The organism is Psychrobacter sp. 78a-MNA-CIBAN-0178 (assembly GCF_040309625.1).
GTDB lineage: Bacteria > Pseudomonadota > Gammaproteobacteria > Pseudomonadales > Moraxellaceae > Psychrobacter > Psychrobacter okhotskensis.
The window spans coordinates 380,054-403,744 of sequence record NZ_JBEOOZ010000001.1 but is presented as its reverse complement, the minus strand read 5'-3'; the positions used below and the strand labels follow the sequence as shown (position 1 = coordinate 403,744).

At 45.0% G+C, this 23,691-nt stretch carries 18 protein-coding genes and 3 tRNA genes; 11 read left to right on the top strand and 10 right to left on the bottom strand.

Going from position 1 to position 23,691, the window contains the following annotated elements; translation table 11 throughout:
* Positions 1-152 precede the first annotated feature (152 nt).
* Genes potC through potA form a run of 3 tightly spaced genes read right to left on the bottom strand, consistent with a single transcriptional unit; the run spans position 153 to position 3,135 of the window.
* Complete coding sequence (gene potC, locus AAEY80_RS01700) at positions 153-980, bottom strand: spermidine/putrescine ABC transporter permease PotC (RefSeq protein WP_201566098.1); 828 nt, start codon at positions 978-980, stop codon at positions 153-155.
* Positions 980-1,867, bottom strand: coding sequence for a spermidine/putrescine ABC transporter permease PotB (gene potB / locus AAEY80_RS01695; protein WP_101210744.1), 888 nt, complete (start codon positions 1,865-1,867; stop codon positions 980-982). Before potB ends, potC begins: the two co-directional genes overlap by 1 nt.
* A complete protein-coding gene (potA, locus tag AAEY80_RS01690; RefSeq protein WP_201606513.1) occupies positions 1,867-3,135 on the bottom strand; it encodes a spermidine/putrescine ABC transporter ATP-binding protein PotA in 1,269 nt (422 codons plus the stop codon). The genes potB and potA overlap by 1 nt, the downstream gene beginning before the upstream one ends.
* A gap of 736 nt (positions 3,136-3,871) precedes the next feature.
* Between potA and AAEY80_RS01685 the strand changes: the two genes are divergently transcribed.
* The 3 genes from AAEY80_RS01685 to AAEY80_RS01675 all read left to right on the top strand — a co-directional run bounded on the left by AAEY80_RS01685 (position 3,872) and on the right by AAEY80_RS01675 (position 6,386).
* On the top strand, positions 3,872-4,510 hold the full coding sequence (locus AAEY80_RS01685) for a carbonic anhydrase (RefSeq protein WP_025651940.1): 639 nt from the start codon (positions 3,872-3,874) through the stop codon (positions 4,508-4,510).
* Positions 4,511-4,905: 395 nt separating this feature from the next.
* On the top strand, positions 4,906-5,352 hold the full coding sequence (gene gloA, locus AAEY80_RS01680) for a lactoylglutathione lyase (protein WP_413771500.1): 447 nt from the start codon (positions 4,906-4,908) through the stop codon (positions 5,350-5,352).
* Between the two features lie 77 nt (positions 5,353-5,429).
* Entirely contained in the window at positions 5,430-6,386 is a 957-nt protein-coding gene (locus AAEY80_RS01675; protein WP_350587801.1) for a mechanosensitive ion channel family protein, read from the top strand.
* A 96-nt stretch (positions 6,387-6,482) separates the two neighbouring features.
* On the opposite strand, the gene AAEY80_RS01670 is transcribed toward AAEY80_RS01675, so the two are convergent.
* The 3 genes from AAEY80_RS01670 to ribA all read right to left on the bottom strand — a co-directional run bounded on the left by AAEY80_RS01670 (position 6,483) and on the right by ribA (position 9,192).
* Positions 6,483-6,953 (bottom strand): c-type cytochrome, encoded by a 471-nt coding sequence (locus AAEY80_RS01670; protein WP_350587800.1) that lies wholly within the window; start codon positions 6,951-6,953, stop codon positions 6,483-6,485.
* Between the two features lie 563 nt (positions 6,954-7,516).
* A complete protein-coding gene (hemF, locus tag AAEY80_RS01665; RefSeq protein WP_350587799.1) occupies positions 7,517-8,512 on the bottom strand; it encodes an oxygen-dependent coproporphyrinogen oxidase in 996 nt (331 codons plus the stop codon).
* Between the two features lie 8 nt (positions 8,513-8,520).
* Positions 8,521-9,192, bottom strand: coding sequence for a GTP cyclohydrolase II (gene ribA / locus AAEY80_RS01660; protein ID WP_025651754.1), 672 nt, complete (start codon positions 9,190-9,192; stop codon positions 8,521-8,523).
* Positions 9,193-9,716: 524 nt separating this feature from the next.
* On the opposite strand from ribA, the gene AAEY80_RS01655 reads away from it, so the two are divergent.
* Positions 9,717-11,816, top strand: coding sequence for a 1-deoxy-D-xylulose-5-phosphate synthase (locus tag AAEY80_RS01655; protein ID WP_350587798.1), 2,100 nt, complete (start codon positions 9,717-9,719; stop codon positions 11,814-11,816).
* A 391-nt stretch (positions 11,817-12,207) separates the two neighbouring features.
* Positions 12,208-13,035 carry an inositol monophosphatase family protein gene (locus tag AAEY80_RS01650; protein WP_025651750.1) on the top strand — a complete coding sequence of 276 codons (828 nt, stop codon included), beginning with the start codon at positions 12,208-12,210 and terminating at the stop codon, positions 13,033-13,035.
* Positions 13,036-13,224: 189 nt separating this feature from the next.
* Here AAEY80_RS01650 and AAEY80_RS01645 read toward each other — a convergent pair whose 3' ends face one another.
* Both AAEY80_RS01645 and AAEY80_RS01640 read right to left on the bottom strand, forming a co-directional pair.
* Positions 13,225-14,616 (bottom strand): WS/DGAT/MGAT family O-acyltransferase, encoded by a 1,392-nt coding sequence (locus tag AAEY80_RS01645; protein ID WP_350587797.1) that lies wholly within the window; start codon positions 14,614-14,616, stop codon positions 13,225-13,227.
* Between the two features lie 318 nt (positions 14,617-14,934).
* A complete protein-coding gene (locus AAEY80_RS01640; protein WP_350587796.1) occupies positions 14,935-15,756 on the bottom strand; it encodes a thiazole synthase in 822 nt (273 codons plus the stop codon).
* Positions 15,757-16,153: 397 nt separating this feature from the next.
* Between AAEY80_RS01640 and gspE the strand changes: the two genes are divergently transcribed.
* Positions 16,154-17,692, top strand: coding sequence for a type II secretion system ATPase GspE (gene gspE / locus AAEY80_RS01635; protein ID WP_201577292.1), 1,539 nt, complete (start codon positions 16,154-16,156; stop codon positions 17,690-17,692).
* 105 nt (positions 17,693-17,797) lie between these two features.
* Here gspE and AAEY80_RS01630 read toward each other — a convergent pair whose 3' ends face one another.
* Together AAEY80_RS01630 and AAEY80_RS01625 are read right to left on the bottom strand one after the other, a co-directional pair.
* Positions 17,798-18,286, bottom strand: coding sequence for a RidA family protein (locus tag AAEY80_RS01630; RefSeq protein WP_101210752.1), 489 nt, complete (start codon positions 18,284-18,286; stop codon positions 17,798-17,800).
* A gap of 197 nt (positions 18,287-18,483) precedes the next feature.
* Positions 18,484-19,260, bottom strand: coding sequence for a DUF4442 domain-containing protein (locus tag AAEY80_RS01625; RefSeq protein WP_201566105.1), 777 nt, complete (start codon positions 19,258-19,260; stop codon positions 18,484-18,486).
* Positions 19,261-19,613: 353 nt separating this feature from the next.
* On the opposite strand from AAEY80_RS01625, the gene AAEY80_RS01620 reads away from it, so the two are divergent.
* From AAEY80_RS01620 to AAEY80_RS01600, 5 genes are all read left to right on the top strand, one after another.
* Complete coding sequence (locus AAEY80_RS01620; RefSeq protein ID WP_350587795.1) at positions 19,614-21,098, top strand: McrB family protein; 1,485 nt, start codon at positions 19,614-19,616, stop codon at positions 21,096-21,098.
* Positions 21,099-21,116: 18 nt separating this feature from the next.
* Positions 21,117-22,673 carry an McrC family protein gene (locus tag AAEY80_RS01615; RefSeq protein ID WP_350587794.1) on the top strand — a complete coding sequence of 519 codons (1,557 nt, stop codon included), beginning with the start codon at positions 21,117-21,119 and terminating at the stop codon, positions 22,671-22,673.
* A gap of 225 nt (positions 22,674-22,898) precedes the next feature.
* Positions 22,899-22,975, top strand: a tRNA-Pro gene (locus AAEY80_RS01610).
* A 108-nt stretch (positions 22,976-23,083) separates the two neighbouring features.
* Positions 23,084-23,160: transfer RNA gene (locus AAEY80_RS01605), tRNA-Arg, on the top strand.
* 39 nt (positions 23,161-23,199) lie between these two features.
* A tRNA-His gene (locus AAEY80_RS01600) sits at positions 23,200-23,275 on the top strand.
* Positions 23,276-23,691: the final 416 nt, after the last annotated feature.

Below are 23,691 nucleotides of genomic sequence, written 5' to 3'. Positions count from 1 at the left end.
AACCTAACCACTGATTTTAAGAAAAAGTAAAAGAAAGTCGAATGTGAATAAAATTCATTATAACCGTTTTATAGTGATTTTTATTCAAAAATTAGTATAAATCATGCAAAGCTTAATAGCAGCCACTCTTAACATCAGTCGTTAATGACTCATTAGCGCCGACGTAGTAGCAACTGCGAAATGATGACCAATATCAAAGAGGCGGCCAGTAGTAGCGTACCAATGGCATTGACTTCTGGCTTCAATCCTACGCGTACCATTGAATAAATACGTAGCGGTAAAATCTCATAGCTTGGGCCAGTGACAAAGGTTGAGACCACCACGTCATCTAAAGATAGGGTAAATGCGAGCAACCAACCTGCCATTACCGCTGGCAGAATGACGGGAATCAGTACCGTACGCACCATCGTTGATTCGTTAGCACCCAAGTCGCGGGCGGCTTCCATCAAGCGCTCATCCAAGCTGCTTAAACGTGCAAACACAGTAATAACCACAAACGGCAGGCAAAAGGTAATATGAGCTAATAGCAGCGATACAAAGCCCAACTGTAGACCAATCAATAAAAATAATGCGAGTAATGAGATAGCCAATACAATCTCAGGCGACATCATCAGTACAAACAACAGCCCATTTAGTAAGCCTTTGCCACGAAAGTTGTAGCGATGTAAGGCAAGAGCAGTCAATGTACCGATCAAGGTTGAGACGGTGGCAGCGACCAAACCCAAAACGATAGAATGCCAAAAAGCATCGAGCATCGCTTGGTTATTAAATAGCGATTCATACCACTTTAAGCTAAACCCGCCCCAGTTATAGCCAATTTTTGACTTGTTAAATGACATCACCACTAGGACAATAATGGGCAGATATAGCAAAGCATAAATCAGTCCGAGATAGCCTTTAGCCGCTATGCTGCCGATGCTAGGTTTCTTGATGTGACGCTTGTTCTTCACGGGTGAGTTCTTTAATGAGTTATTAGACATTAAGCCACCTCATTAAAGTCGGTCTTGCCGATGCGGCGACTACTGGCACGATAAGCGAGTAATAGTACGGCCATCGCTAGGGTCAATAATACGCTGGCAGCTGCGCCAAACGGCCAATCACGCGCATCCAAAAATTGATTTTTGATAATATTACCAACCAACAAGTTACGGGAGCCGCCCAAAATATCGGCCACATAGAACATACCCATCGCGGGTAATAAGACTAAAAGCACCCCTGAGATAATCCCAGGTGTGGTCAATGGTAGTACCACATGCCAAAATGTCTGCGTTTTCGAAGCACCCAGATCCTGCGAGGCCAGTAGCATGTCATTGCGCAAATCGGTAAATACCGCATATAACGGTAATACCATAAAAGGAAATAATAAATAGGTCAGTCCTGCTATGACCGCGCCCTGCGTGTATAAAATATCGATAGGGCTATCAATCACGCCTATCGTTAGCAGCAATTTATTAATCAAGCCATTATTGGCAAACAGCAGTTTGAGGGCATAAGTACGTACTAGAGAGTTCGTCCAAAACGGCAGGATGAGCATCATCATCAATAGCGGCTGCCAACGTACATTGGCTTTAGAGACCAGCCAAGCAAAAGGATAACCGAGCAGCAAGCAGATGACCGTGGTGATACCTGCCATCCATAACGAATGGACAAATACCTCAAAATACAGCGGATCAATCATGCGTACATAGCTGTCGATACTGACAGGCAAGCTAATAAAAGCGCTGCTATCGCGAGTCAGAAAGCTGACAGCGATGACCAATATATTTGGCAATAACGCAAAAATAAGCAACCAGCCCCAGATCAGCCATAGCGTTGCGGTCCGAAAAGGACTTTTGTTGCCCAAATTGAAACGGCTATTAGCTGCCATTAGCTGACATCCTTTTGCACAGACATGCCTTGATGTTCGCTCGAATTGGCGGTTGACTGGTCGATTGAATCGTCATCTGGTAGCACCCATTCCCAGCCATCCACCCATGAGACCTTGACCGCTTCATTTAACTTGTAATCAAAACTGGGGTCATCTTCATCAAAGAATTCAGAGGCTTTAATAATATGACCGTTTGCGAGTTCAATAATCGAGTCTAAGGTGCTACCTTTATAATTACTCTCGATGACGCGGCCCAGTAATCCAGCGTGGGCGTTATCATTGGGATCATAAATCCGTAAATCTTCAGGGCGCAGCAGTAAGTTTACGATATCGCCCACTTGCACATCATTAGCAAAGTCCGGACGACGCAAATTACGTAATGTCGTCGGTCCGTCTTGCGCTTGCGATTCACATACTTCGACTTCGATACGCCCATTGCTGACTTGTCCATCACGATCTGGCTGGTCAGCGTAGACGCCTTTGACTTCTGCTCTGAATAAATTGGTCTCACCGATGAATTTGGCGGTAAATAAATTGGCGGGGGTTTCATAAATCTCGATAGGCGTGCCAATCTGCTGAAATCTGCCATCTTTCATCACCGCGATACGGTCTGACATTGACAGCGCTTCTTCTTGGTCATGAGTGACGAAGACAAAGGTGATGCCCAGTTCGCGCTGCAAGCGTTTGAGCTCAGACTGCATTTGCAAACGCAGCTTGTGGTCGAGCGCCGACAGCGGTTCATCAAGTAATAATAGTTTAGGACGATTAATCACCGCCCGTGCGATCGCCACACGCTGCTGCTGACCACCGGATAAATCTTGCGGTTTGCGATTGGCCAAATGCTCTAACTGCACCATGGCCAGCATCTCACGCACCCGCGTTTGAATCTCGTCTTTAGGAATTTTTTTAAGTTTAAGACCATAAGCAACATTTTGCGCAACGGTCATATGCGGAAATAAGGCGTACTGTTGAAACACGGTATTGACCGGACGCTTATCGGCTGACAAGCCTGCCATCTGTACACCATCTAGATAAATCGCCCCAGCGTTTGGTTGCTCAAAACCAGCAATCAAGCGCAGCAGCGTCGTTTTGCCACAGCCTGATGGCCCAAGCAGTGTCAAAAACTCACCATGCTTGATATCGAGATTGATGTCCTTTAGCACTTCGGTTTGATCGTAGGTTTTTTTTAGACCAGTCAGTTGTAGCAGCACCTTATCGGCGTTCGGCGGCATAGAAGTTCTATGTGTGTTCATAGGTGAGTCATTCATAATATAGTTTCCTAAGCGCTCGATAGACTGGGGCCGCGACCAAATAAAATCGCTGCAATTTCGATGACTGGCCTGAGCGTAAGCGTGGTCTGGTTGCTGCGTATTATAACAAACCCTTGATATAAATCAGTGCAAGTTCGTTATAAGTTCGCCATACCATTTTATTATGGGCCAAAAATTCGTTCTGATAACCTTTGCTTTCTTCTTAGCATTCTTAGGGTCTGTTGAACATTCAAATATTAGGACTGCTGATTGCTAAAATCGTCCCAAACCTTTTATCAAATCAGGCGTAAGCCGACGATAATGTCGAGACCTTAGCTAGGTTTACAACAACGTTTGGGGTGATTTTAGTATTAGCCTTTCAGGGCAGGACTATTTTTTGCCAATACATGGCGAAATTATCTAACCTAGAATGACTAGGCGTCAAAAATTTCACTGCGCATTGTCTAAAAAATAGCTACTGCCAGCTCCACATTTGAATGTTCAACAGACCCTAGTGTCACAGGCTTATTATTGGTTATTTTAATGTGACTGACTGCCGCTTTACCAGCCATGACCATCTTTAAATAACGAGATTAAAAGCAATTTTTTTATGATTTTTCTCCCTTTATTCCTATACAATAATTTTGTGGTTAAGAAATACAGGAAGCCTGATATGTCGGGCAAAACGCTTAGCCAAGCCATGGTCAAAAAAAGAGATTTATTATTCTAATCATTTTATAATCAAGGAACCCTTATGCCTACTGATATCCGCCCAAAAACAGGTCAAGAAGCGCTCGAACTGCTAAAAGAAGGCAATACGCGCTACATGGATAGCCTCACCAACACTGATCCAATGATGCAAAGACGACCAGAACTGGTGAGTAATCAAGACCCGTTAGCCATCATTTTGGGTTGCTCCGATGCCCGAGTACCGGTCGAAATTGTATTTGATCAAGGCTTGGGTGATTTGTTTGTGATTCGGGTAGCAGGTAACGTGGTTGCGCCTTCGCAAATCGGTTCAGTAGAATTTGCCGCCGAAAAGTTCGGTACAAAGTTGGTCGTGGTCTTGGGACATTCGCATTGCGGCGCCGTCACTGCTTGTGTCGATGCACTGATCAACCCTGAGCAAAATTACTCGCCCAATTTACAGTCAATCGTCGATCGTATCCGCCCAAGCGTTTATAACTTACATGAGCTTGCTACTGCCAATGGGCAAGATGTCGATGCTGATGAATTGGTCAATCGCTCAATAAGTGCCAACGTGCGCATGTCGGTCAGCCAGCTTAAGCATGGTTCGCGGGCGCTAGAAGACTTGACCAACAGTGGTCAGTTATTGGTCGTTGGCGCAGAGTATGATTTAGAAACAGGGAAGGTACGGTTTTTAGATAGTTAGTCGTTATAAAGTTAATGGCTATTCTATTGTCAATATTATCAATAAAATAGCGCTAGCCTTACCTTTATTTTGGGTGAGGCTAGCGCGCTTGTGTTTAATAATTGAATATAACTATCCATATAGATTGACTGTATAGATTATAAGTTCTTACAAAATCCTATCATTAGTCCTGCCATTTTTTATTATGATGAGAGAGTTAAGCAAATCACAAATAGCGTGATTTGCTGATTTTTAACTTCCATAACTTGTCAACTATTAGGATAACTATGTCTACGTCAGCGTCCAATTCAACCAATAATAATGAAGCAACGATAGCGCAGCCTGCAAGCAGTGTAAATACCGCTGGCATTCAGCCCATTTCTGCACAGACTTCAGGCTTTACCTTTAACCACACCATGCTACGGGTAAAAGACCCTGTTAAATCATTGGAGTTTTATACTGGCGTGCTTGGCATGACTTTGCTGGCGGTAAAAAAGTTCCCTGATATGGAATTTGATTTATATTTCTTAGCCAAACTGACCGATAGCGAGCGTGAGAATTTACCCGCTGGTGAGGATTTAGAAATCTTTGCCTTCCGTCAGCGCGGTATTTTAGAGTTGACCCATAATTATGGTACCGAGACTAAATCTGACTTTAGCTATCACGATGGTAATAGTGAGCCACAAGGTTTTGGACATATCTGCTTTAGTGTGCCGAATCTTGATGAAGCGGTGGCTTGGTTTGATAAAAATAATGTCGAATTCAAAAAACGTCCCGAAGATGGCAGTATGAAAAATATCGCTTTTATTAAAGACGTTGACGGCTATTGGATCGAGATCGTACAAGCCGATTTGATGGGCTAGTTTTTAGGACCTGACAAACAACAGCGATGGCGTATCATTGACTTAAAAAGTTCACATATCAAAGGAGTGACCCCTGAATGCCTACCTCTGAGGCAGAAACCGCGGTAAGTAGTGAGACAGTTGCTGGATCGACAACGACAGATGCGTTGACGTATCAAAGCATCATCGATTCGGCGAATGGCATCCTGATTGGCTTTGTTGAGCGTATACCGCATTTTGTGGCTTCGCTCATCGTTATCCTGATTTTTTGGTTTTTATCGATTGTCTTCAAAAAAGTCGTACATAAACTATTGGGTAGCCGCAGTCGTCATCAAAACTTAGTTAAAGTGTTTCAGCGGGTAGGCGGTGCACTGATTATTTTCATTGGTTTTATGATTGCCATGGTCATTGCCGTACCAGGATTTACACCTGCCAAGCTTATTGGTGCGCTCGGTATTGGTTCGGTCGCCATTGGTTTTGCTTTTAAGGATATTTTTCAAAACTTGCTATCTGGTATTTTACTACTTATCTCAGAGCCATTTCGTATTGGCGATCAGATTGTCTCAGGGGAGTATGAAGGGACGGTTGAAGATATCAAAATCCGTGCGACGACCATCAAGACCTATGATGGTCGACAAGTGGTCATTCCAAACTCGGATTTGTATACTTCAGCATTGACTGTTAATACCGCCTATAAGCAGCGCCGTCTACAAGTCGCCGTTGGTATTGGTTACGAAGATGATATCGAAGCAGCAAAGGCTGAAATTTTACGGGCGCTGGATAAAGTGGATAGTGTCTCTACTAAAGCCAATCCAAGCGTGATTGCGACAGGTTTTGGTGGCTCCTCAATCGATTTAATGGTGCGTTGGTTCATCGAAGATGGCACCCAAGCTAATAAAGTTGCCTCAATCCATCAAGTTATCGTAGAGATTAAGACAGCTCTTGATGCGGCAGGGGTGAATATTCCTTTCCCCATACGTACGATCGATTTGAGTGATCCTTCTGTAAAAGCGATTGTAAATAAACTCAATGAGCAGGAACGTGTCAATCAATAAGAGGTACGGTCTGTAATACTGAGCCAACTTAATAAAAAGCCGCCCTATCATAGGGCGGCTTTTTAGCAGTCTGCTTATAACGTCATAACCAGTGGTTTAGTCTTTTTTGGCTCTAAAATCAGTGTGGCATGACTTACAGCTGGCGCCAACTTCTTTAAAGGCTGGTTGTATATCTTCCACTGTCGTGGCTGTCTGCGCGACTGTATTTAGATCAGCAGTGACTTTTTGGAAGTTATCTGCTTCAGCGCGGAACTCCTCAACATTGCTCCAGACGGCGTCAGTGGCATTACCAACGGCTTCTTGGTTTTCAAAATGACTCCAAGGCTTACTCGCATCTTCTGCTAAGAAAGCAGCTTGTTCTTTGAAGACCTCAGCATCGAAAGTATCTGGGGCTTTAACCATATCACCCATGATACCTGTCGCATCGCCCCAGCTTTTCATGCTGTCTTGACGCGCTTTAACATCAGGGTCAGCTGGCGTGCTACAAGCGGTTATACCTAAAGCTGCTGCCATTAATGTGATGCCAAAAATTGATTTTAATGATTTGTTATTATGAACCTGTGCCATGAAAGTTACTCCTTTAATCTGGCTAATAGTAGGCGCGCTTGCAAATGCTAGCCCTAAATAAAAATATTATTATAAAACTGACTCTCGCCCTTTAGAAACGCAGTCGCTTCTAAAGGGTTTTTGCGAAAAATACATTCTATTGTAACGGTTATCTAAGTAATGACCGTTACAATAGTTGTTATCACATCGTAAAATTTGACTGCACAACATAGATTGTATAGTCAGCGAAAAGTAATATCGATACATCACGTGCTGATATTAATTTTTTGTAGCCTCTGTCTGCGCAGGCACAGCAAGCAAGAAAAATTGATATCAGCAATACCGTAGCGTTTTTAGAATATTTTGACTATATATTGTACAACGAGCTACCACAGTGGTTTTATAACTGAGGTTTATTATGACTGAGAGTTGTTATCATTGAGCTTCAGTGCAAACGACGCTCGTAGCACAACTATAGTCGGAGCACTTTTAAACCGCTACGGTGTTACCCGCCCTAGATGTACTTAGTGTACTATCTGCGGTCGGTCGCCTTGTAGCGATTTTAAAATTCCTTGACTATATAGTTATAGCGACAGCCAATCACGTGGCTTGAGATAAAAGTCAGTCAGCTCAAACTCAGGCGTTCCTGCGGCAGGTTCAAAGCGGTAATGCCAGCTGGCAAGCGGCGGCATACTGACTAAGATAGATTCAATGCGTCCGTTGCTTTGTAGTCCAAATAGCGTGCCTCGATCATATACAAGGTTATATTCGACATAGCGGCCACGACGATAGAGCTGGAATTCACGCTGCGCTTCGGTATAGGGCGTCTCTTTACGTGCCTCAAAAATGGGCAATATACCGTCAAGATAACCGTTACCGACCGCCTGCATGAAGTTGAAGCAGGTGTCAAAGTCCCAGCCGCGACTCTCCGTATTGACATCATCATAAAACAGCCCGCCGATACCGCGTTGCTCATCACGATGACGCAAATGAAAATACTCATCGCACCATTGCTTAAAGTCAGGATAGACAGTATCGCCAAAGGGCGCACAGAGGTCATGACAGACTTGATGCCAATGGACACAGTCCGCTAGTACTGGATAAAAAGGTGTCAAATCAAAGCCACCGCCAAACCACCAAATGGGGTCTTCGCCCTCGGCTTCGGCGACGAACAAGCGTACATTGGCGTGGCTAGTAGGGACATTGGGGTTTTTGGGATGCACTACCAGCGACACGCCCATCGCTTGTGCTTTGCGACCTGCAATATCGGGGTGACGCGCGGTGGCGGAGGCAGGCAAGTTATGGACATGAATATGGCTAAACATGACCCCTGCTTTTTCAATCACCTCGCCATCTGCCAGCACGCATGAACGTCCACCGCCGCCCTCGGGGCGCTCCCAGTTATCAGGGACAAACGTCGCATTGCCGCCGCCATCGCGCTCTTGCGCTTCTAAGGCTTGGCAAATACGCGCTTGTAAGTCGACCAAAAATTCACGCACACGCATGATGTCATTTTTGGTTGGCGTCGTTGAATCTGCTGCTGACAGATTTGGAGAATTATCACTATTTGAAGTACTCATAAAAATATCTATTTATTCAGGTGTAGGGCGGTATTGAAATCTTTGTCGAGTAGATGACCCATGCGATCACGCTTGGTAGCCAGATAGTCTGCATTCATGTCGTTGACGCCGACGACCAATGGTACGCGCTCCACGACGTTGATACCATGGCCAGTCAAGTAAGCGACCTTGTCTGGGTTGTTGGTAATGAGTCTCACCGCATCAACGCCCACATGGGCGAGCATCGGGCTGCACATATCATAAACGCGCGCGTCAGCAGGCAAGCCTAACATCAGATTGGCATCTAGGGTATCATGCCCTTGATCTTGCAGGGCATAGGCACGAATCTTGTTGGTCAGCCCAATGCCGCGACCCTCTTGGCGCAGGTATAAAATAGCGCCGCACCCAGTCTCTTGTATCGCTTGCATCGCGGTATTGAGCTGAGGGCCACAGTCGCATTTTAGTGAGCTAAAAGCATCGCCTGTCAAGCATTCAGAGTGGATGCGCACTAAGGGAATAGGTCGTTCTGCTAGCGCGTCATCCTTTTGCTGCAAGCCCGCGGCCTCTGTCTGTTGATCGACCACAGAAAGACCGACGGTCAGCATCACATGCTCTTGTCCATCATCATTTTCAAAGATATGAATATCAAACTCGCCGTGACGAGTCGGTAATGTGGCACTGGTGATAAATTGATATGACATTAATGTCCTACATGAGCCGATCATCGAGGCGGTAGCGGATTCTGACATAGCCATATTATTATGGTTAAGGTGTTATCAGTATAACCGGTTCGTGAACGTAGTGTGTTTATTGTGCTTATTATAAAAACACACAAAGTTCACAGACGACGCACGATGATTAAAGCGACAATTAAAAAAAAATGCTATTATGCCATACTATTTTAACGGATACAGTGACAAGTCTTTGCCCTTACATTACTATGTCGTCACTAACGGCTGATATTGATGCCAGGCAATAAGGCATAATAGCAACGGTTGATGTCACAGCGTTAAGACTATCGTCGTCTATTATGGCGGCGTATTTATTGCTATGCGTGATTATATAGTTGCTAGCAGTAATTTTATAGTTAACGATATCAATATAGTCAATGACATCCATAATGGTGTCGTGATTATTGCTATTATTAACGTCACTCAGTTATTTATAGTCATAGTAATATTTTAAATAGACCCTTGTCAGCAGATTGGTAGGTATCGTACGGTTTATGCAGCAGTCACCTCATTCCCCACAGTCTCAGTCAGTATCCGCGTCAGCCATTGAGTCTGCTGCTAAGCTATCCAGTCTGCAACAGACGTATGCAGTGATTCCGCGTGCGCGTCCCCAAACGCCGCTACTTGATGCGATCAATACGCCTACTGATCTAAAAGCACTCACTACCGCGCAGCTGATAACCTTGGCTGATGAACTGCGGCTTTTTTTGCTGTATTCAGCCGGTCAGAGTGGTGGACATTTTGGTGCCAATTTAGGGGTGGTTGAGCTGACGATTGCGCTGCATTACCTCTTAGATGCGCCGCAAGATCAGATCGTTTGGGATGTGGGTCATCAAGCCTATGCGCACAAAGTTCTGACAGGTCGCCGCGATAAGCTCGGAACGATTCGCTCCAAAGACGGTTTGACCGCTTTTCCTGAGCGGGCTGAGTCGACTTACGATACCTTTGGTGTTGGGCATTCATCGACCTCTATCTCAGCTGGTCTTGGCATGAGTCTAGCGCTGCGTTACCAAGGTCGCGCGCAAACCGTGGCTTGTATTATTGGTGATGGTGCTATGACCGGCGGCATGGCGTTTGAAGCCATGAATGACGCCGTACAACAAGATGCCGATCTGCTCGTTATTTTAAATGACAACGACATGTCGATATCCTGCTCTATCGGTGGCTTTTCCCGGCATTTAGCGATGCTATGGGAGTCAGGCTATCAAGTTGATATCTCTGATACTGGCGAGCCTGTGCTGTGTCACCGTCCTGATATGCAGGCCTTTGACCGCCGCAAACGCCATAAAGAGATGCGCGATGTACCGCAGTTAGAAGACAACTTATTCAAAGCGATTGGCTTTACCTATTTTGGCCCCTTTGATGGTCATAATATCCCCGAGCTGTTACGAGTATTGTCGCTTGCCAAGCAAGTAAAGGGTCCGGTCTTAGTCCATATTTATACCACTAAAGGTAAGGGCTTTGCGCCAGCAGAATTAGATCCAGTCGGCTACCATGCTATCAGTAAATTGCCTGATGAAGTGAAACCTACAGAACATAAAACTGCAGCAATCCATACTCAAAAAACTAATGTTCCAGAAGCTGATATTTCAGAAGCTGATATTCCAAAAACTAAGCCTGCCTTAAAGTACTCACAAGTATTTGGTCAGTTTCTATGTGACAAAGCAGCGGCGGACGATAAGTTACTGGCGATTACCCCAGCAATGGAAGAAGGCTCGGGGATGATCGACTTTGCTCGTCATTTCCCCGAGCGCTTTTTCGATGTCGCTATCGCTGAGCAACACGCGGTGACGCTTGCTGCTGGTATGGCGACTCAGGGCGTTAAACCTATTGTCGCGATTTATTCGACGTTCTTGCAGCGTGGTTACGATCAGCTCATTCATGATGTCGCTTTGCAAGACCTCGATGTGACGTTTGCTATCGATCGCGCTGGTCTGGTCGGTGAAGATGGGGCTACTCATGCTGGCGTGTTTGATTTTGCCTTTTTACGCTGCGTGCCCAATATGTTGATTGCGGCGCCAAAAGATGAGAATGAATGCTACCATTTGCTCAATACCTGTTATGAGTACCAAGGCTGTACAGCCGTACGCTATCCACGCGGCGTCGGTACTGGAGCTGTTATTACTCAGCCAGCGCAAACTTATAACATCGGCAAGGCAGTGGTAGAGTCAGTATTAGGTAACAACAGTGCCCCTAAAAAACTGGCGTTATTGGCATTTGGCACGATGGTTGCGACGGCTCAGCAAGTGGCAGAACGTCTGATTAATGATAATATAGAATCAGACTGTCAGATACAGCTCGTCAATATGCGCTGGGTAAAACCGTTAGATACTAAATTGCTCGAAACCTTAATTGAGCAAGGTATTACCCATATTGCCACCCTAGAAGAGCATATGATAATGGGCGGCGCGGGTAGTGCGGTCAATGAGTATTTGCTGAACGAATCTGCTGCTTTTAAAGCCAATCGTCCAGCTGTCTCTAATATTGGCATCTCTGATCGCTTTATCGCCCACGGCTCCCAAGTCGAGCAATGGGCTGACTGCGGTTTAGACGTTGGTGGTGTGGTCGGTCAACTACAAACGTTATTGTCGTAACTTTATACCGCGGAAATGCATTTATAAAAAGCTTTAATAGTTATGGTTTTAATTATAAAGATCGAAAAAAGATAATCATATAACCAACAGATATAACGCCTGCTTAGCCGTGGGTGCTGACTTTTTTACAACTTGCGCAGTTTGTGATGACCATTAAAATAATGGTTTGCTTAGTGAGCGTGAAGGTTTTTTCGTCTCTATCGAACAATTTTAGTATAATGCGGTTATTGTTTTTAAAGGCTGGATTTTTAAAAACGACGTCTTTTTGATCGCATAGCAGTCGTGTGATGCGGCGGCTGATTGGCATGTTGTGAGCACAGATTTAGTATTATTTTTGACAGTTATTCATCAAGTAAATGTTTTATTCATTCATCAAGCAAATAGGTTATTTATGGAACCCATGGTCGTCATCGCAGCGCGTACTGCTGAAAAAGTTGGTAAAGAGATTTTATATGCGCATCAAAACCGCCACAAAATTGAATTAGATATCGAGTCGAAAGGGCTTGATGGATTGGTCACGCGTATTGATCGCTTTAGCGAAGAGCTGACCATTGAAACCCTAAAAGCCAGCTATCCAAATCACTCGTACTTGGGTGAAGAGTTTGGTATGCAAGAAGGTCGCGGTGAAGATGCTGACTGGTGCTGGATTATCGATCCGCTAGATGGCACCAAAAACTTCGTTCATGGCGTGCCGCAGTTTTGTGTGTCTATCGCGGTACAGCATAAAGGCGTGACTCAACATGGCGTTGTCTATGATCCTGTCCGTGATGAGATGTTCTCTGCTAGCCGTGGTAAAGGCGCGCGCTTGAACAATCGCCGTATGCAAGTGAGCGAGCGCAAAACGATTGATGGTGGTTTATTTACTACTGGTCATCCGCTTGAGCGCAAACGCAATGGTGAAGTTGTCTCTTATGCCAAAGAGCATTTTGAAAGCCTGCTAAAAATCTCTGAGTCTGGTGGCCAGATTCGCCGTTTAGGCTCTGCTGCGCTTGATTTGTGTTATGTAGCGGCTGGTCGTTTTGATGGCTACTTTGAGATGTCTATCAAGCCTTGGGATATTGCGGCCGGTGAGCTTATCGTGACCGAAGCACGTGGTGTGGTCGTCGATCATACAGGCGCGCACAACTCAATGACCTCAGGCTCTATCTTTGCTTGTAACATCAAATTATTAAAGCCGTTGATGCAGGTGGTTGTCCCAACATGGGGCGACGCAGTCTAGTCAGTTAACGACGAGCTAGTGATGGTATGAGATTGCTCAAATGATGAGTAATTAATACTGTTTTGCTAGTGCATGTTCTAGGGCTAGTCTTCGAGTTTTTAACATAAAAAAAGCTGGCATTATAATGGTGCCAGCTTTTTTATTGCGTCATGTTTTACTGCTTAAACGTTTTACTACTTAAACGCTTTATTAACTGGCCACTACAGTCTTGGCGTCAATAATACCTTCTAATAAACTCAGCTCATCTTCGAGCAACCCTAGCATATCTTGCAGATGCGGTAGCAGTTTGCTACAAGCAGTGATACAAAATTCAATTTTATCTTGATAGCTAGAAAGCGTGATATTCAGCGCTTGACCATCGACGATGATTGAGGCTGGATATAGCGCTTTTAGCGGTGCACCATTCCAATATAGCGGCTTTTTGGAGCCCGGCACATTAGAGATAATAAGGTTAAATGCCTGCTTCCTTGGGAATAAACCTGTCAACACATTGATGCCTTCCCATGCATAAGCAATGGCGCTGTAGTTGATAACTTGCGCTTTATTCATCCGTCTAAAACGACGCTTACCACTATTCACACTCTTATAAATCAATTGTAAACGCTTGGCTGGGTCGTCTAAGTGCGTGCCCAAATTGGCCATCAAAAATGAGGTTTGATTGCCTGAGGCGCTCTCATCACAGCGTAATGACATGGGCACAAAGGCAATTAACGGCTTGGTCGGCAGGGCATTCATAGAGAGCAAGTAGCGACGTAATGCCCCCGAACAAACAGCGAGCACCACATCATTGACGTTAACCTCAAACGCATCAGCGATAGTACGAAAGCGCTGAATGTCATAAGATTGAGCGGCAATGCGCCGCGAGGCTGAGATACGCTGATTAAGAATACTCATTGGCGCATCAAAGGTGCCGACGTAATCTTCATCATCACCATGCTTAAAGTTGTCGAGCAGTTCGGTAAAGACGGGCTTGATGGTAGACAGTTGCTCTTTTAAGATACTGCGCACTGAGCGGTCAGCGGGTAATAACTTATCCACTGACTTACGATGACGCGCTATCAGCGACCATATGGGCAAACTGACAGGTTCAGTCGGCGATTGCGACAAGGACTTTTCGACCAGACGCATGGCAGCAACACCATCGACCAACGAATGATGGATTTTGAAATACAACGCAAAACGTTCAGGGCTACCCTCGGACTCAGGCAAGATACCTTCTATCACGTGACATTCCCACAATGGCATGGCGCGGTCTAGCAATCGGCTATGCTCTTTGGAGATATACATCAACAGCTCACGGACACGTCCGGGGTTGGGCAGCGCCACATGGCGAAAGTGATGTTCGACATCGAATTGATCATCTTCCTTCCAAAACAGCAGTCTTTCGAGCACTTGGTTGAAGGGAAAGCTCGGTGGTACTGTGGCATTTTGCATTTGCTGCACCAGCTTGTAGACGAAGTCACCGTTCGCATTTTGTCCATCTTGTGGTAATTCAAATAAGAACAAGCCCCCCACGTGCATGGGCTGTTTACGCGACTCAAGAAGTAAGAACAACTGGTCAACAGCGGTGAGAAGTCGCATAATAAATCCTTTTATGGCGATAAGTTATCAGTAAAAATTATAGAGTCTACCCACTATAAAGCTGCTACAGCGTTAATCAAGTGCAAACCATACGAGGGTATCGCTTGCACTTGGTTTTTTTGTATCGACCTTTACTGTGGGCTGACCGTCATTAATAAGTGGCTATTTGGCTGACGACTAAAACAATGCTTTTAAAGTATCATAGCTCCAGTGTCATCGCACCGAGTAGCATTACATTACATTGCCTCTATCTTATTATTTTATAACTGGCTTTTCATCAAAAATATATATTAAAAAGTGATGACAGCCAGTCAATAGCTACTGGAAAAAATAGCCCGTTTGCGGCGAGCTAGCAGTCGCCATCTTGCGCATCGGCATACGACCAGCTAAGAAAGCCTGACGTCCTGCCCAGACAGCATGTTTCATCGCATGAGCCATCATCACTGGATCTTTGGCATTGGCAATCGCTGAGTTCATTAGCACGCCATCACAACCAAGCTCCATGGCAATCGCGGCATCAGAAGCCGTGCCGACGCCAGCATCAACCAAAACGGGCACTTTAGCATTTTCAATCATAAGGCTAAGGGTGTGGCGATTAAGCAAACCAAGACCCGAGCCAATTAAGCTACCAAGCGGCATAATCGCCACGCAGCCCATGCTTTCAAGCTCTTGCGCGACAATAGGGTCGTCTGAGGTATACACCATGACTTCAAAACCATCATCGATTAACGCTTTGGCGGCTTTTAAGGTTTCCATCACATTTGGATAAAGGGTTTTTTCATCGCCTAACACTTCTAGCTTCACCAGATTATGCCCGCCTAATAGCTCGCGAGCAAGCTTGCAAGTCCGTACCGCAGTTTCGGCGTCAAAACAGCCGGCAGTATTGGGCAAAATAGTGTATTTATCAGGGGAGATTACATCAAGCAAATTGGGCTCATCGCTATTCTGACCGATATTGGTGCGACGAATGGCGACCGTGACAATTTCTGCTTCTGAGGCGCCAATGGCAGCCCCTGTCTCGGTCATGTCTTTATATTTGCCAGTACCGACCAACAGCCGCGACGAAAACGTACGGCTACCGACAGTGAAGGTGTCTTGGGAAAGTGGTATAGGGTTGGTAGTAGTGGGAGCCTGTGACATAACTGAAAATCCTAATAGCGAGCATGCAGGGTTGGACAGAAAAATTAACGTTAATGATATGAGCGTTAAAGAAGCGAGCGTTCATCACTAGTTATTGATTAACCGTTAACTCATTGCTGGTAATTACTGACTACTGGTAATTACTAACTAACTGACTAATAGTAACGCATTGTCAGCAAAATAAGAAATCACATGATAGTCTTATTGAGTATAAAGTGGTCAGCAAATACGCCAGCCACATAAAATGCTACTCGCCCAAAACAAAATGCTATTATAACAAACTCATGCGCGCTTACTTGCAGTCTTTTTGGGTTTAGTCAATGAAGTGCGCCATGCCTTTTTGAGGCATGAAAAGGCTTTTATTTCTGCCGTTATATCTATTTATCAGGTCGTCTATATGATGCAACTGCCGTACAGTTTTGCCAAACGCCATCAACTCTTGGCCATTCTTGCTATTGATCCTGAGCTGCCAGCGACTTTAGTGCTGACCGAAGCCACGCCGTTATCAGCGATTAATGAGGCGGTGCGTTTTTTACAGCAGCAAGGCATACGTGGTGTGCCGACTTACGAGAGCATCAGTGCCGATGACTTTGAAAGACGTATGAACGCCGCTTATGCAGGCAATACGGGCGAATCACAGCACATCGCCGCTGGGCTTGAAGATCATCCCGATCTCGATAGTTTAGCAGATAGCGTGCCTGAGACTGAAGACTTGATGGATCAGCAAGACGATGCGCCAATTATTCGACTGATTAATGCGCTGTTGTCCGAAGCGATTCGCCTTAGCGCTTCAGATATCCATATTGAAACCTTTGAAAAACGTCTGGTCGTGCGCTTTCGCGTCGATGGCGAGTTAAAAGAAATTATTACCCCAAAACGCCAGTTGGCACCATTATTGGTCTCACGTATTAAAGTCATGGCCAAGCTTGATATCGCGGAGAAGCGCGTACCGCAAGATGGGCGTATCAGCTTGCGCTTAGCAGGGCGAGAAGTAGATGTGCGGGTATCGACCTTACCATCGAGCTTTGGTGAGCGCGTGGTCATGCGTTTATTAGACAAGCAAGCGGGTCGCCTCAACATGACCTATTTGGGACTGTCTGATAACGACTACACCGAGCTAAAGCGTTTGATTCATCGTCCGCATGGCATTATTTTGGTGACAGGACCGACAGGTTCGGGTAAAACCACCACGCTATACTCAGCATTGACGGATCTCAATGACCAAACTCGTAATATCTTGACCGCCGAAGATCCGATTGAGTTTCAGCTCGATGGTATTGGGCAGACGCAAGTCAATAATAAGGTCGATATGACCTTTGCCAAGAGTTTGCGCGCGATGTTGCGTCAGGATCCAGACGTGGTGATGGTCGGTGAGATTCGCGATTTAGAGACCGCCGAGATTGCAGTACAAGCATCGTTAACAGGACATTTGGTATTATCAACCTTGCACACCAATACTGCCATCGGTGCGGTGACGCGCTTGCAAGATATGGGCGTAGAGCCATTTTTATTATCCTCATCGCTCATCGGTGTGGTCGCCCAGCGTTTGGTACGTACGCTATGCACGCATTGCCATACGTGGCAGCCTGCTGATAGCGAACAAGCCAAATTATTTACTGAAATTGGTATAGGGTTACATGCTGAAAGTTTAATAGCGCAGACGATTAACTTACCCAAACCCGTTGGCTGTGATAAATGTAATAATTCAGGCTTTAAAGGGCGTACCGCGATATATGAAGTCGTTCCCGTTGATGATACTTTGCGGCGGATGATTCATAGCAATACAGCGGAGTACGAGCTAGAAGAATATGCGCGCCAACAGACACCATCGATACGTGCTGATGGGTTGCGTAAAGTCATCGCAGGAAGGACAACATTGGAAGAAGTATTGCGAGTGACCAAAGAGAGCGCACTCACTGATGATATGATTGTATAAAGCGTGATTGTATAAAGCAGAACGGTTATTGAGTCAACGTCAGGTCAATTGACTCAATAACCGTGTAACGAAAAAAGCCAGTTTGGCTTACTTTTAATAGCGCTACTATTTTGCAGCAGTGCATTCAACTTCAACGCTAGCACCCGCCGCTAACTCTGCAACACCAAAGGCGGAGCGTACAGGGTAGGGCTTAGCCAATTCAGCTTTATAGACTTTATTAAAATCATCAAAATCGTCCATGTCGGTCAGCATCGCCATACATTTGACGATGTCTGACTTTTGATAGCCGTATTTTAACAAGGTTTCATTGATATTATCTAAGGCTTGTTTGGTTTCGGCTTTGATACCGCCTTTGACCAATTTGCCATCTTTAAAACCGATTTGCCCAGACATGTATAAAGTGTCGTCGACGCGTACCGCTTCTGAAAATGGATAGTTGCCGCCATCACCCAAAAAGACAGGGCTAGATTTAGTCATGGTTGAGTTATTGGTTGCGGGTGCTGCATTGGCGCTAACGGCAAAGCCTAACGAGCAGGCAGCCACTAAGAGCGCCTTGGATAAATTGGCAGTAAGTTTATGAGTATATGTGGACATCGCTGTCTCCTTATTATAATACCAAACCTAAAAATTATGATTAGCCTTGTCAAACGCGTTTAGTCTACGGTAAGTAGTACTTTCAGCCGTTTTATTCGCTACCTCATTTTTGTGAATGGTATAAGTTTATGGATTAAAAGTGCGCTATAAAAAGAGTCGTTAATAGCGCAGTCGTTGTTATGTCTGTTATTACGTTATCATTTGCTTTCGATTTTATCATCGCTTGCAACTTTGTCATCGCTTTCGATTTTAGCGCTGTCTATTGTAGTATTAGCAGCAGAGTCAATAGCTTGTTCAGACTCAGACTTATGATTGGGCTGATTTTCTGATGTGGACTTATTATTTTGTCCTTGACGGCGTGCTTCTAACTCTGATTTTGGCACCCAAGCCCAGAGCATTTCAACGACGATAGGGTCACGCTCACTATCAGACTCGCGGTCATGAATCACGCAAGGAATAACCATTTCACCTTTTGGCGTGTTCAAAATGTCCAAGCGTTGCTCATCAGACAAGGTCGCCACTGCAGCCACTTGACCTTTTTTGATTGGGCGATAGAAATTCACCGAATACGATTTAATCAATAATACGCGGTCAGAAGGTAGGTTTAGACCTAAAATAAAGCCAGTCGCGGTTTCAGCCAGTAGGGTAATGGCAACGGCGTGGATAGAGCCGATATGGTTTTGCACCGCTTTGCTATTATTTAAGCTGACCACGACTTGGTTGGGGTCGACCGTTTCATAATAGACGCCCGTTGTGCCGACATAAGGTACAACCTTGCCAAACGCTTTGGATAAAATAGTAGAGCGTGCACCAGCGGGTAAATATTTTGTCACTGATAAGAGTTTGGTAAATTGATTGTTCACAGGCTTTAGGGTGCTCTTGGGCTTTTCGACTGGCGATTTTGTGCTGTCAGATACGGTGGCTGGCAATTTATTGCTCAGCTTGCTAGGGAGTTTTTTTAATAATCCTGACATACAAAAATCCTTCTTTAGATGGGTTAAGTAAAATTTCTAGCATAATACATTGTTCATTATAGTGGCAAATGTAGTGCATGTTATCGTAGCCGCTATGGCGACTATGGTACCTCAACCTAGATGTGGCTACTATTATTAGCATGAACTGCTGCGCTTATTAAATGGCAGTAACGTAACCATAGCATTAGCATTGATTGGGCGTTATGAGAGATCATAAGATATTTTTAGACGAAGTTATTTGCTAGATTAAGTGGCTAGCGATGTTGAGTGCAAAATAACCATGACTTGATAGTGGTATTTTAGCACGCGTTATTTATCATTTTTTATTTCCATTGTGATTGCCGGAAGAAGTTATGCCTGAGATGTCTATTCATGAGCCAACCAATATCATTTATACCGGCGTCGCTGGTACTGGTAAAACCTACCAATTGCTCCAAATTGCTCAGCAATATACCGACTATTTACCGAGAGCGAACGATGCTGATTTGCTGGCACAGCTATTACAAACGTTAAGCTGGCGTGATGTGGTATGTTTGATATTTTTAGATTTTCACTCTGAAAAACAAGATCTTATAAAAGTACCTGAGATTGTCAATCATGAATTCTTTGTTGCCAAAGCTGCCCAAAATGCGCGTGAGAAGAACTTAAGTAATACAGCTTGGTCGGTGCTGCAAATGCACAGTCCTAGCAGCTCAAAAACCGTGACGTATAAAAACCGTGCTAGCCAAGCTTACTTTGATAAAGACCATAGCGGCGCTTGGTACTTGCTACCCGAAAGTATGGATTTATTAAGCAACTTAGCGCAGCAATTGGCAGAGTTTCAGCAAGCGCAGCGTGACAATACCGCAAGCCAATACCAAGCTTTTAGCGAGCAGCGTTTTAGTATGGTCAGTTTTCACCAAGCCTATGGTTATGAAGAGTTTGTTGAAGGTATTCGACCCGTTATGGCAGCTTCTGGTCATGTCAGTCACCGTTCTGAGACGGGTAATAGTCAAGCACAGATGAGCTATGCCATTCAAGATGGGGCGTTCCTTAAACTTTGTCAGCGTGCTGCGCGTGACCCAAAACGGCGCTATGCCATGCTGATTGATGAGATCAACCGAGCCAACGTCTCACGGGTATTTGGTGAGCTACTGAGCCTGATTGAAGCTGATAAGCGCGCTGGTATGGCAAACGCTATGAGCGTAAATTTGGCCTATTCTGGTCGTGCGTTTAGTGTGCCAGCCAATGTCGATATCTACGCCACGATGAATACACAAGACCATTCTTTAGCGCCACTAGACATGGCTTTGCGTCGGCGCTTTCGTTTCATTGATTGTCCGCCTAAGCCCGAACTGTTACCCATTATCACCGCTGTTGGCAACGCTAAGCAAAGCCTAGAAGATAGGCAAACATCAGAAACCATAGATTTGGCTAAGTTGCTAACGGGCTTAAACAAGCGCATAACCCAAGCATTGGGGGCGGAGGCGCAATTGGGTCATGCGTTTTTGTTCAACGTACAGCATTTGGCGCAGCTACAAACTGTATTGGCGGAGCAAATTATTCCGCAATTGGCACAAGCGGCTGGCGGGCAAGTGGCTATCTTGCAGTATGTGTTTAGAGATGAGCCGCAGCCGATGAAGGCGCAGTTTATTCAAGATAGCCAAGCGCAGATTAGTGATCATGTGTATGACGAGATAAATCATCAAACGAATGACATGACAACCAGTCAGCTATTTAGCGGTCATAATGCCTTTTTAGGACAATCGATTAACACTGGTAGCTATCGGATTAATGCCGATCTTATCGAAAGAACAGGCGAGTTCGCCACTCTATCCGTCTACCAGCGTTTATATTGATAAGGTTGCTAGCTAGTGATGAGTAGAGTAATACAGCCTGAGGTCAAAGCGATAAAAGCGATAGATAGCAACGCTAACAGTATCGATATTGCTAATAGCGCCAGAATAAAAGCACTCGATGCTAATATTATGACGGTATTTGAGCATCAACGCTTAATGGCGCACGATTTCTGGCAAGCGTCTGACTTTCATTGGTTGATGGCGCAAGAGTTTGCTGTATTTACTATTAAACGCAAACAGGGGCAATGGCAACTCAAGGTCGGGCATTATATCGGTATCGTATTGTTACCGAGCGGTATGACGCTTGAGATATTACCCAAATTAATTGCCTCAGCATCTACCAGTCGCCCGCAGCAGCAGTCCTTTGAGCCCCATCAAAACAGCGATAGCGATATTGGACAAATCCGTCAATGGGTACAAAACATGCTGTCTGATTTGATCAATAGCAGTAATCAACGTAACGGTAAATCAGCCAATACAAAAAGCTTGGGTCAATTTAACTCGCAGGTAACACCGCTGCCATTATCTGACTGGCTTATCGAGCAGTTTTTGAAGGGCTTGGCGCAGTATCAGCCAACCAAGCATTATCAGACACAGATTGACAATCAAGCAACGCTACAAGGTCGGCTACTTATCAAAGAGCAACTGCGCCGCAATAGTGTACAACCGCATAAGTTTGTCTGTGAGCGCAGCGTGCTCAGTCAAGACATGCTGAGCAATCGTTTGATTAAAAGCGCGCTGGTATGGCTGGCACCGCTCCTGCAAACAGCCATGCCACCCAAGTCCATACAGCTCTGGCAACAAGTGCGGGCGCTTAATTACCATGAGCGGCAGCGCCTAGAGTCGGTATATCAGCAAGCAAAGCGCCAGCTAGCACTACAACCGTTGAGTCAGCTACAAGCACAGGCCGCGCAGCAATTGTTAGAGTTGGCTTACTGGCTATTGCAGCGCTCAGATATACAAACCGGCAACGGTATCGCTGCCAGCCTATCCTCTCAACCTCTATCGCGACCACGCTTGTGTCTCTTGATTGATATGAATCAAGCTTTTGAGCAATGGGCAAGCCTACGTATCGCCTCGATGTTTGAGCAACTAAATAAAAATTATCAGGCACTGCATCAAGCACAAAGCGTGTGGCTAAATGATGCAGAAGGACAGGCGTGCCTGTCTATCCGTCCGGATTTACTTATTTATCAGACCCCAAATGATGATATTCGTGAGGAGAAAAATGCTAGAAAACATCCCTATGACGATAACCAGAGCACGGCTAGCGCAAAAGAGACACGTAACTACAGCCATGTAATCGATATAAAGTGGAAGTATCTGAGCCATTCAGGTGCGCTCAGTGCCAGTGATGCCTATCAGTTGACCAGTTATGCGCAAGCGTACCAAGCAGGGCAGGTGTGGTTGGTCTATCCTGTGCAAGGCAACGTCAGACAACCTGTCGCGCTCAGACAACAGATTCATGGAAGTGGTGACGCTAATAGCCACAACTCAAATTCTGCAAAGCTGTGGCTTATGCCTTTTGATGTGCTGAGTGGCACGCTGAATGGTGAACTACCACAAGAGTTATAGACGCTGTAATTACTTCGGTTCATAAGCAAACATTCCCACCGAAAAATGGCTCTCCAAGATAATTTTAATATAATTTGGCTAATTTATAAAATATTCGAAAATAGGTGTTGACACACTCGTCTTTTCCCCTTAATATGTGCACCTCGATAGCGAGGAACATTAAGCAGTTAGCGGCATTGCCAATAACCAATTAATCAACTTAACTATCGTGATAATAGAAAATTTCGGAGTGTGGCGCAGTTTGGTAGCGCATCTGGTTTGGGACCAGAGGGTCGTAGGTTCGAATCCTATCACTCCGACCATCTATTTTAAGAGCCTTACAGGCTTTTTTTTATGTATAATGATATTGTTTTGATGCTATAAGTTTTTGCTATTATAAACAGATCAAGATGTATAAAAGTCCTCTAAGAGCGCCTGTAGCTCAGCTGGATAGAGCATCTCCCTTCTAAGGAGGTGGCCGCAGGTTCGAATCCTGCCAGGCGCACCATTTAGCCTGCAAATCTTGCCTTCCTTGGCAATAGTTATGGCGGTTGTAGCTCAGTTGGTAGAGCCCCGGGTTGTGATCTCGGTTGTCGTGGGTTCGAGTCCCATCAGTCGCCCCATTTTATTTAGTATAATTTTCTACATAACTTTTATACCCACTAATTGCCCTCGTTGGCATTTTTTTTCGTCTGCGTTTTTTATATTTGTGCTTTTTATATCTGAACTTCCTATCTCTGTACTTTCTACCTTTGCATTTTATTCCTTCTATCTCTTCAATTTTTTCCACTGCTCTGACTGTTTTTTGCCGGTTAGACAATCTTATTTTGTTCCTTGTTTTTTACGCACGCACTGTTGGCTTCTTTAGTTGCCAACGGACTTGTTAGGCGCTAAATTTCTTACCAGTGTTTTATGAGCGCTACAGTGAGTGAAAAATAATATCAAACCATTACGCACTGCTGATATCTATTTTCCTTGCTTGCTTGCTTACTTGCTGTGCCTGCGCAGACAAAGATTACAAAAAGTTGATATCAGCAAT

Excerpts from the sequence above, each read along its gene's own strand:
- potC (WP_201566098.1), bottom strand. The coding sequence starts at position 980 with ATGTCTAATAACTCATTAAAGAACTCACCCGTGAAGAACAAGCGTCAC.
- potB (WP_101210744.1), bottom strand. The coding sequence starts at position 1,867 with ATGGCAGCTAATAGCCGTTTCAATTTGGGCAACAAAAGTCCTTTTCGG.
- potA (WP_201606513.1), bottom strand. The coding sequence starts at position 3,135 with ATGAATGACTCACCTATGAACACACATAGAACTTCTATGCCGCCGAAC.
- AAEY80_RS01685 (WP_025651940.1), top strand. The coding sequence starts at position 3,872 with ATGCCTACTGATATCCGCCCAAAAACAGGTCAAGAAGCGCTCGAACTG.
- gloA (WP_413771500.1), top strand. The coding sequence starts at position 4,906 with ATGCTACGGGTAAAAGACCCTGTTAAATCATTGGAGTTTTATACTGGC.
- AAEY80_RS01675 (WP_350587801.1), top strand. The coding sequence starts at position 5,430 with ATGCCTACCTCTGAGGCAGAAACCGCGGTAAGTAGTGAGACAGTTGCT.
- AAEY80_RS01670 (WP_350587800.1), bottom strand. The coding sequence starts at position 6,953 with ATGGCACAGGTTCATAATAACAAATCATTAAAATCAATTTTTGGCATC.
- hemF (WP_350587799.1), bottom strand. The coding sequence starts at position 8,512 with ATGAGTACTTCAAATAGTGATAATTCTCCAAATCTGTCAGCAGCAGAT.
- ribA (WP_025651754.1), bottom strand. The coding sequence starts at position 9,192 with ATGTCATATCAATTTATCACCAGTGCCACATTACCGACTCGTCACGGC.
- AAEY80_RS01655 (WP_350587798.1), top strand. The coding sequence starts at position 9,717 with ATGCAGCAGTCACCTCATTCCCCACAGTCTCAGTCAGTATCCGCGTCA.
- AAEY80_RS01650 (WP_025651750.1), top strand. The coding sequence starts at position 12,208 with ATGGAACCCATGGTCGTCATCGCAGCGCGTACTGCTGAAAAAGTTGGT.
- AAEY80_RS01645 (WP_350587797.1), bottom strand. The coding sequence starts at position 14,616 with ATGCGACTTCTCACCGCTGTTGACCAGTTGTTCTTACTTCTTGAGTCG.
- AAEY80_RS01640 (WP_350587796.1), bottom strand. The coding sequence starts at position 15,756 with ATGTCACAGGCTCCCACTACTACCAACCCTATACCACTTTCCCAAGAC.
- gspE (WP_201577292.1), top strand. The coding sequence starts at position 16,154 with ATGATGCAACTGCCGTACAGTTTTGCCAAACGCCATCAACTCTTGGCC.
- AAEY80_RS01630 (WP_101210752.1), bottom strand. The coding sequence starts at position 18,286 with ATGTCCACATATACTCATAAACTTACTGCCAATTTATCCAAGGCGCTC.
- AAEY80_RS01625 (WP_201566105.1), bottom strand. The coding sequence starts at position 19,260 with ATGTCAGGATTATTAAAAAAACTCCCTAGCAAGCTGAGCAATAAATTG.
- AAEY80_RS01620 (WP_350587795.1), top strand. The coding sequence starts at position 19,614 with ATGCCTGAGATGTCTATTCATGAGCCAACCAATATCATTTATACCGGC.
- AAEY80_RS01615 (WP_350587794.1), top strand. The coding sequence starts at position 21,117 with ATGAGTAGAGTAATACAGCCTGAGGTCAAAGCGATAAAAGCGATAGAT.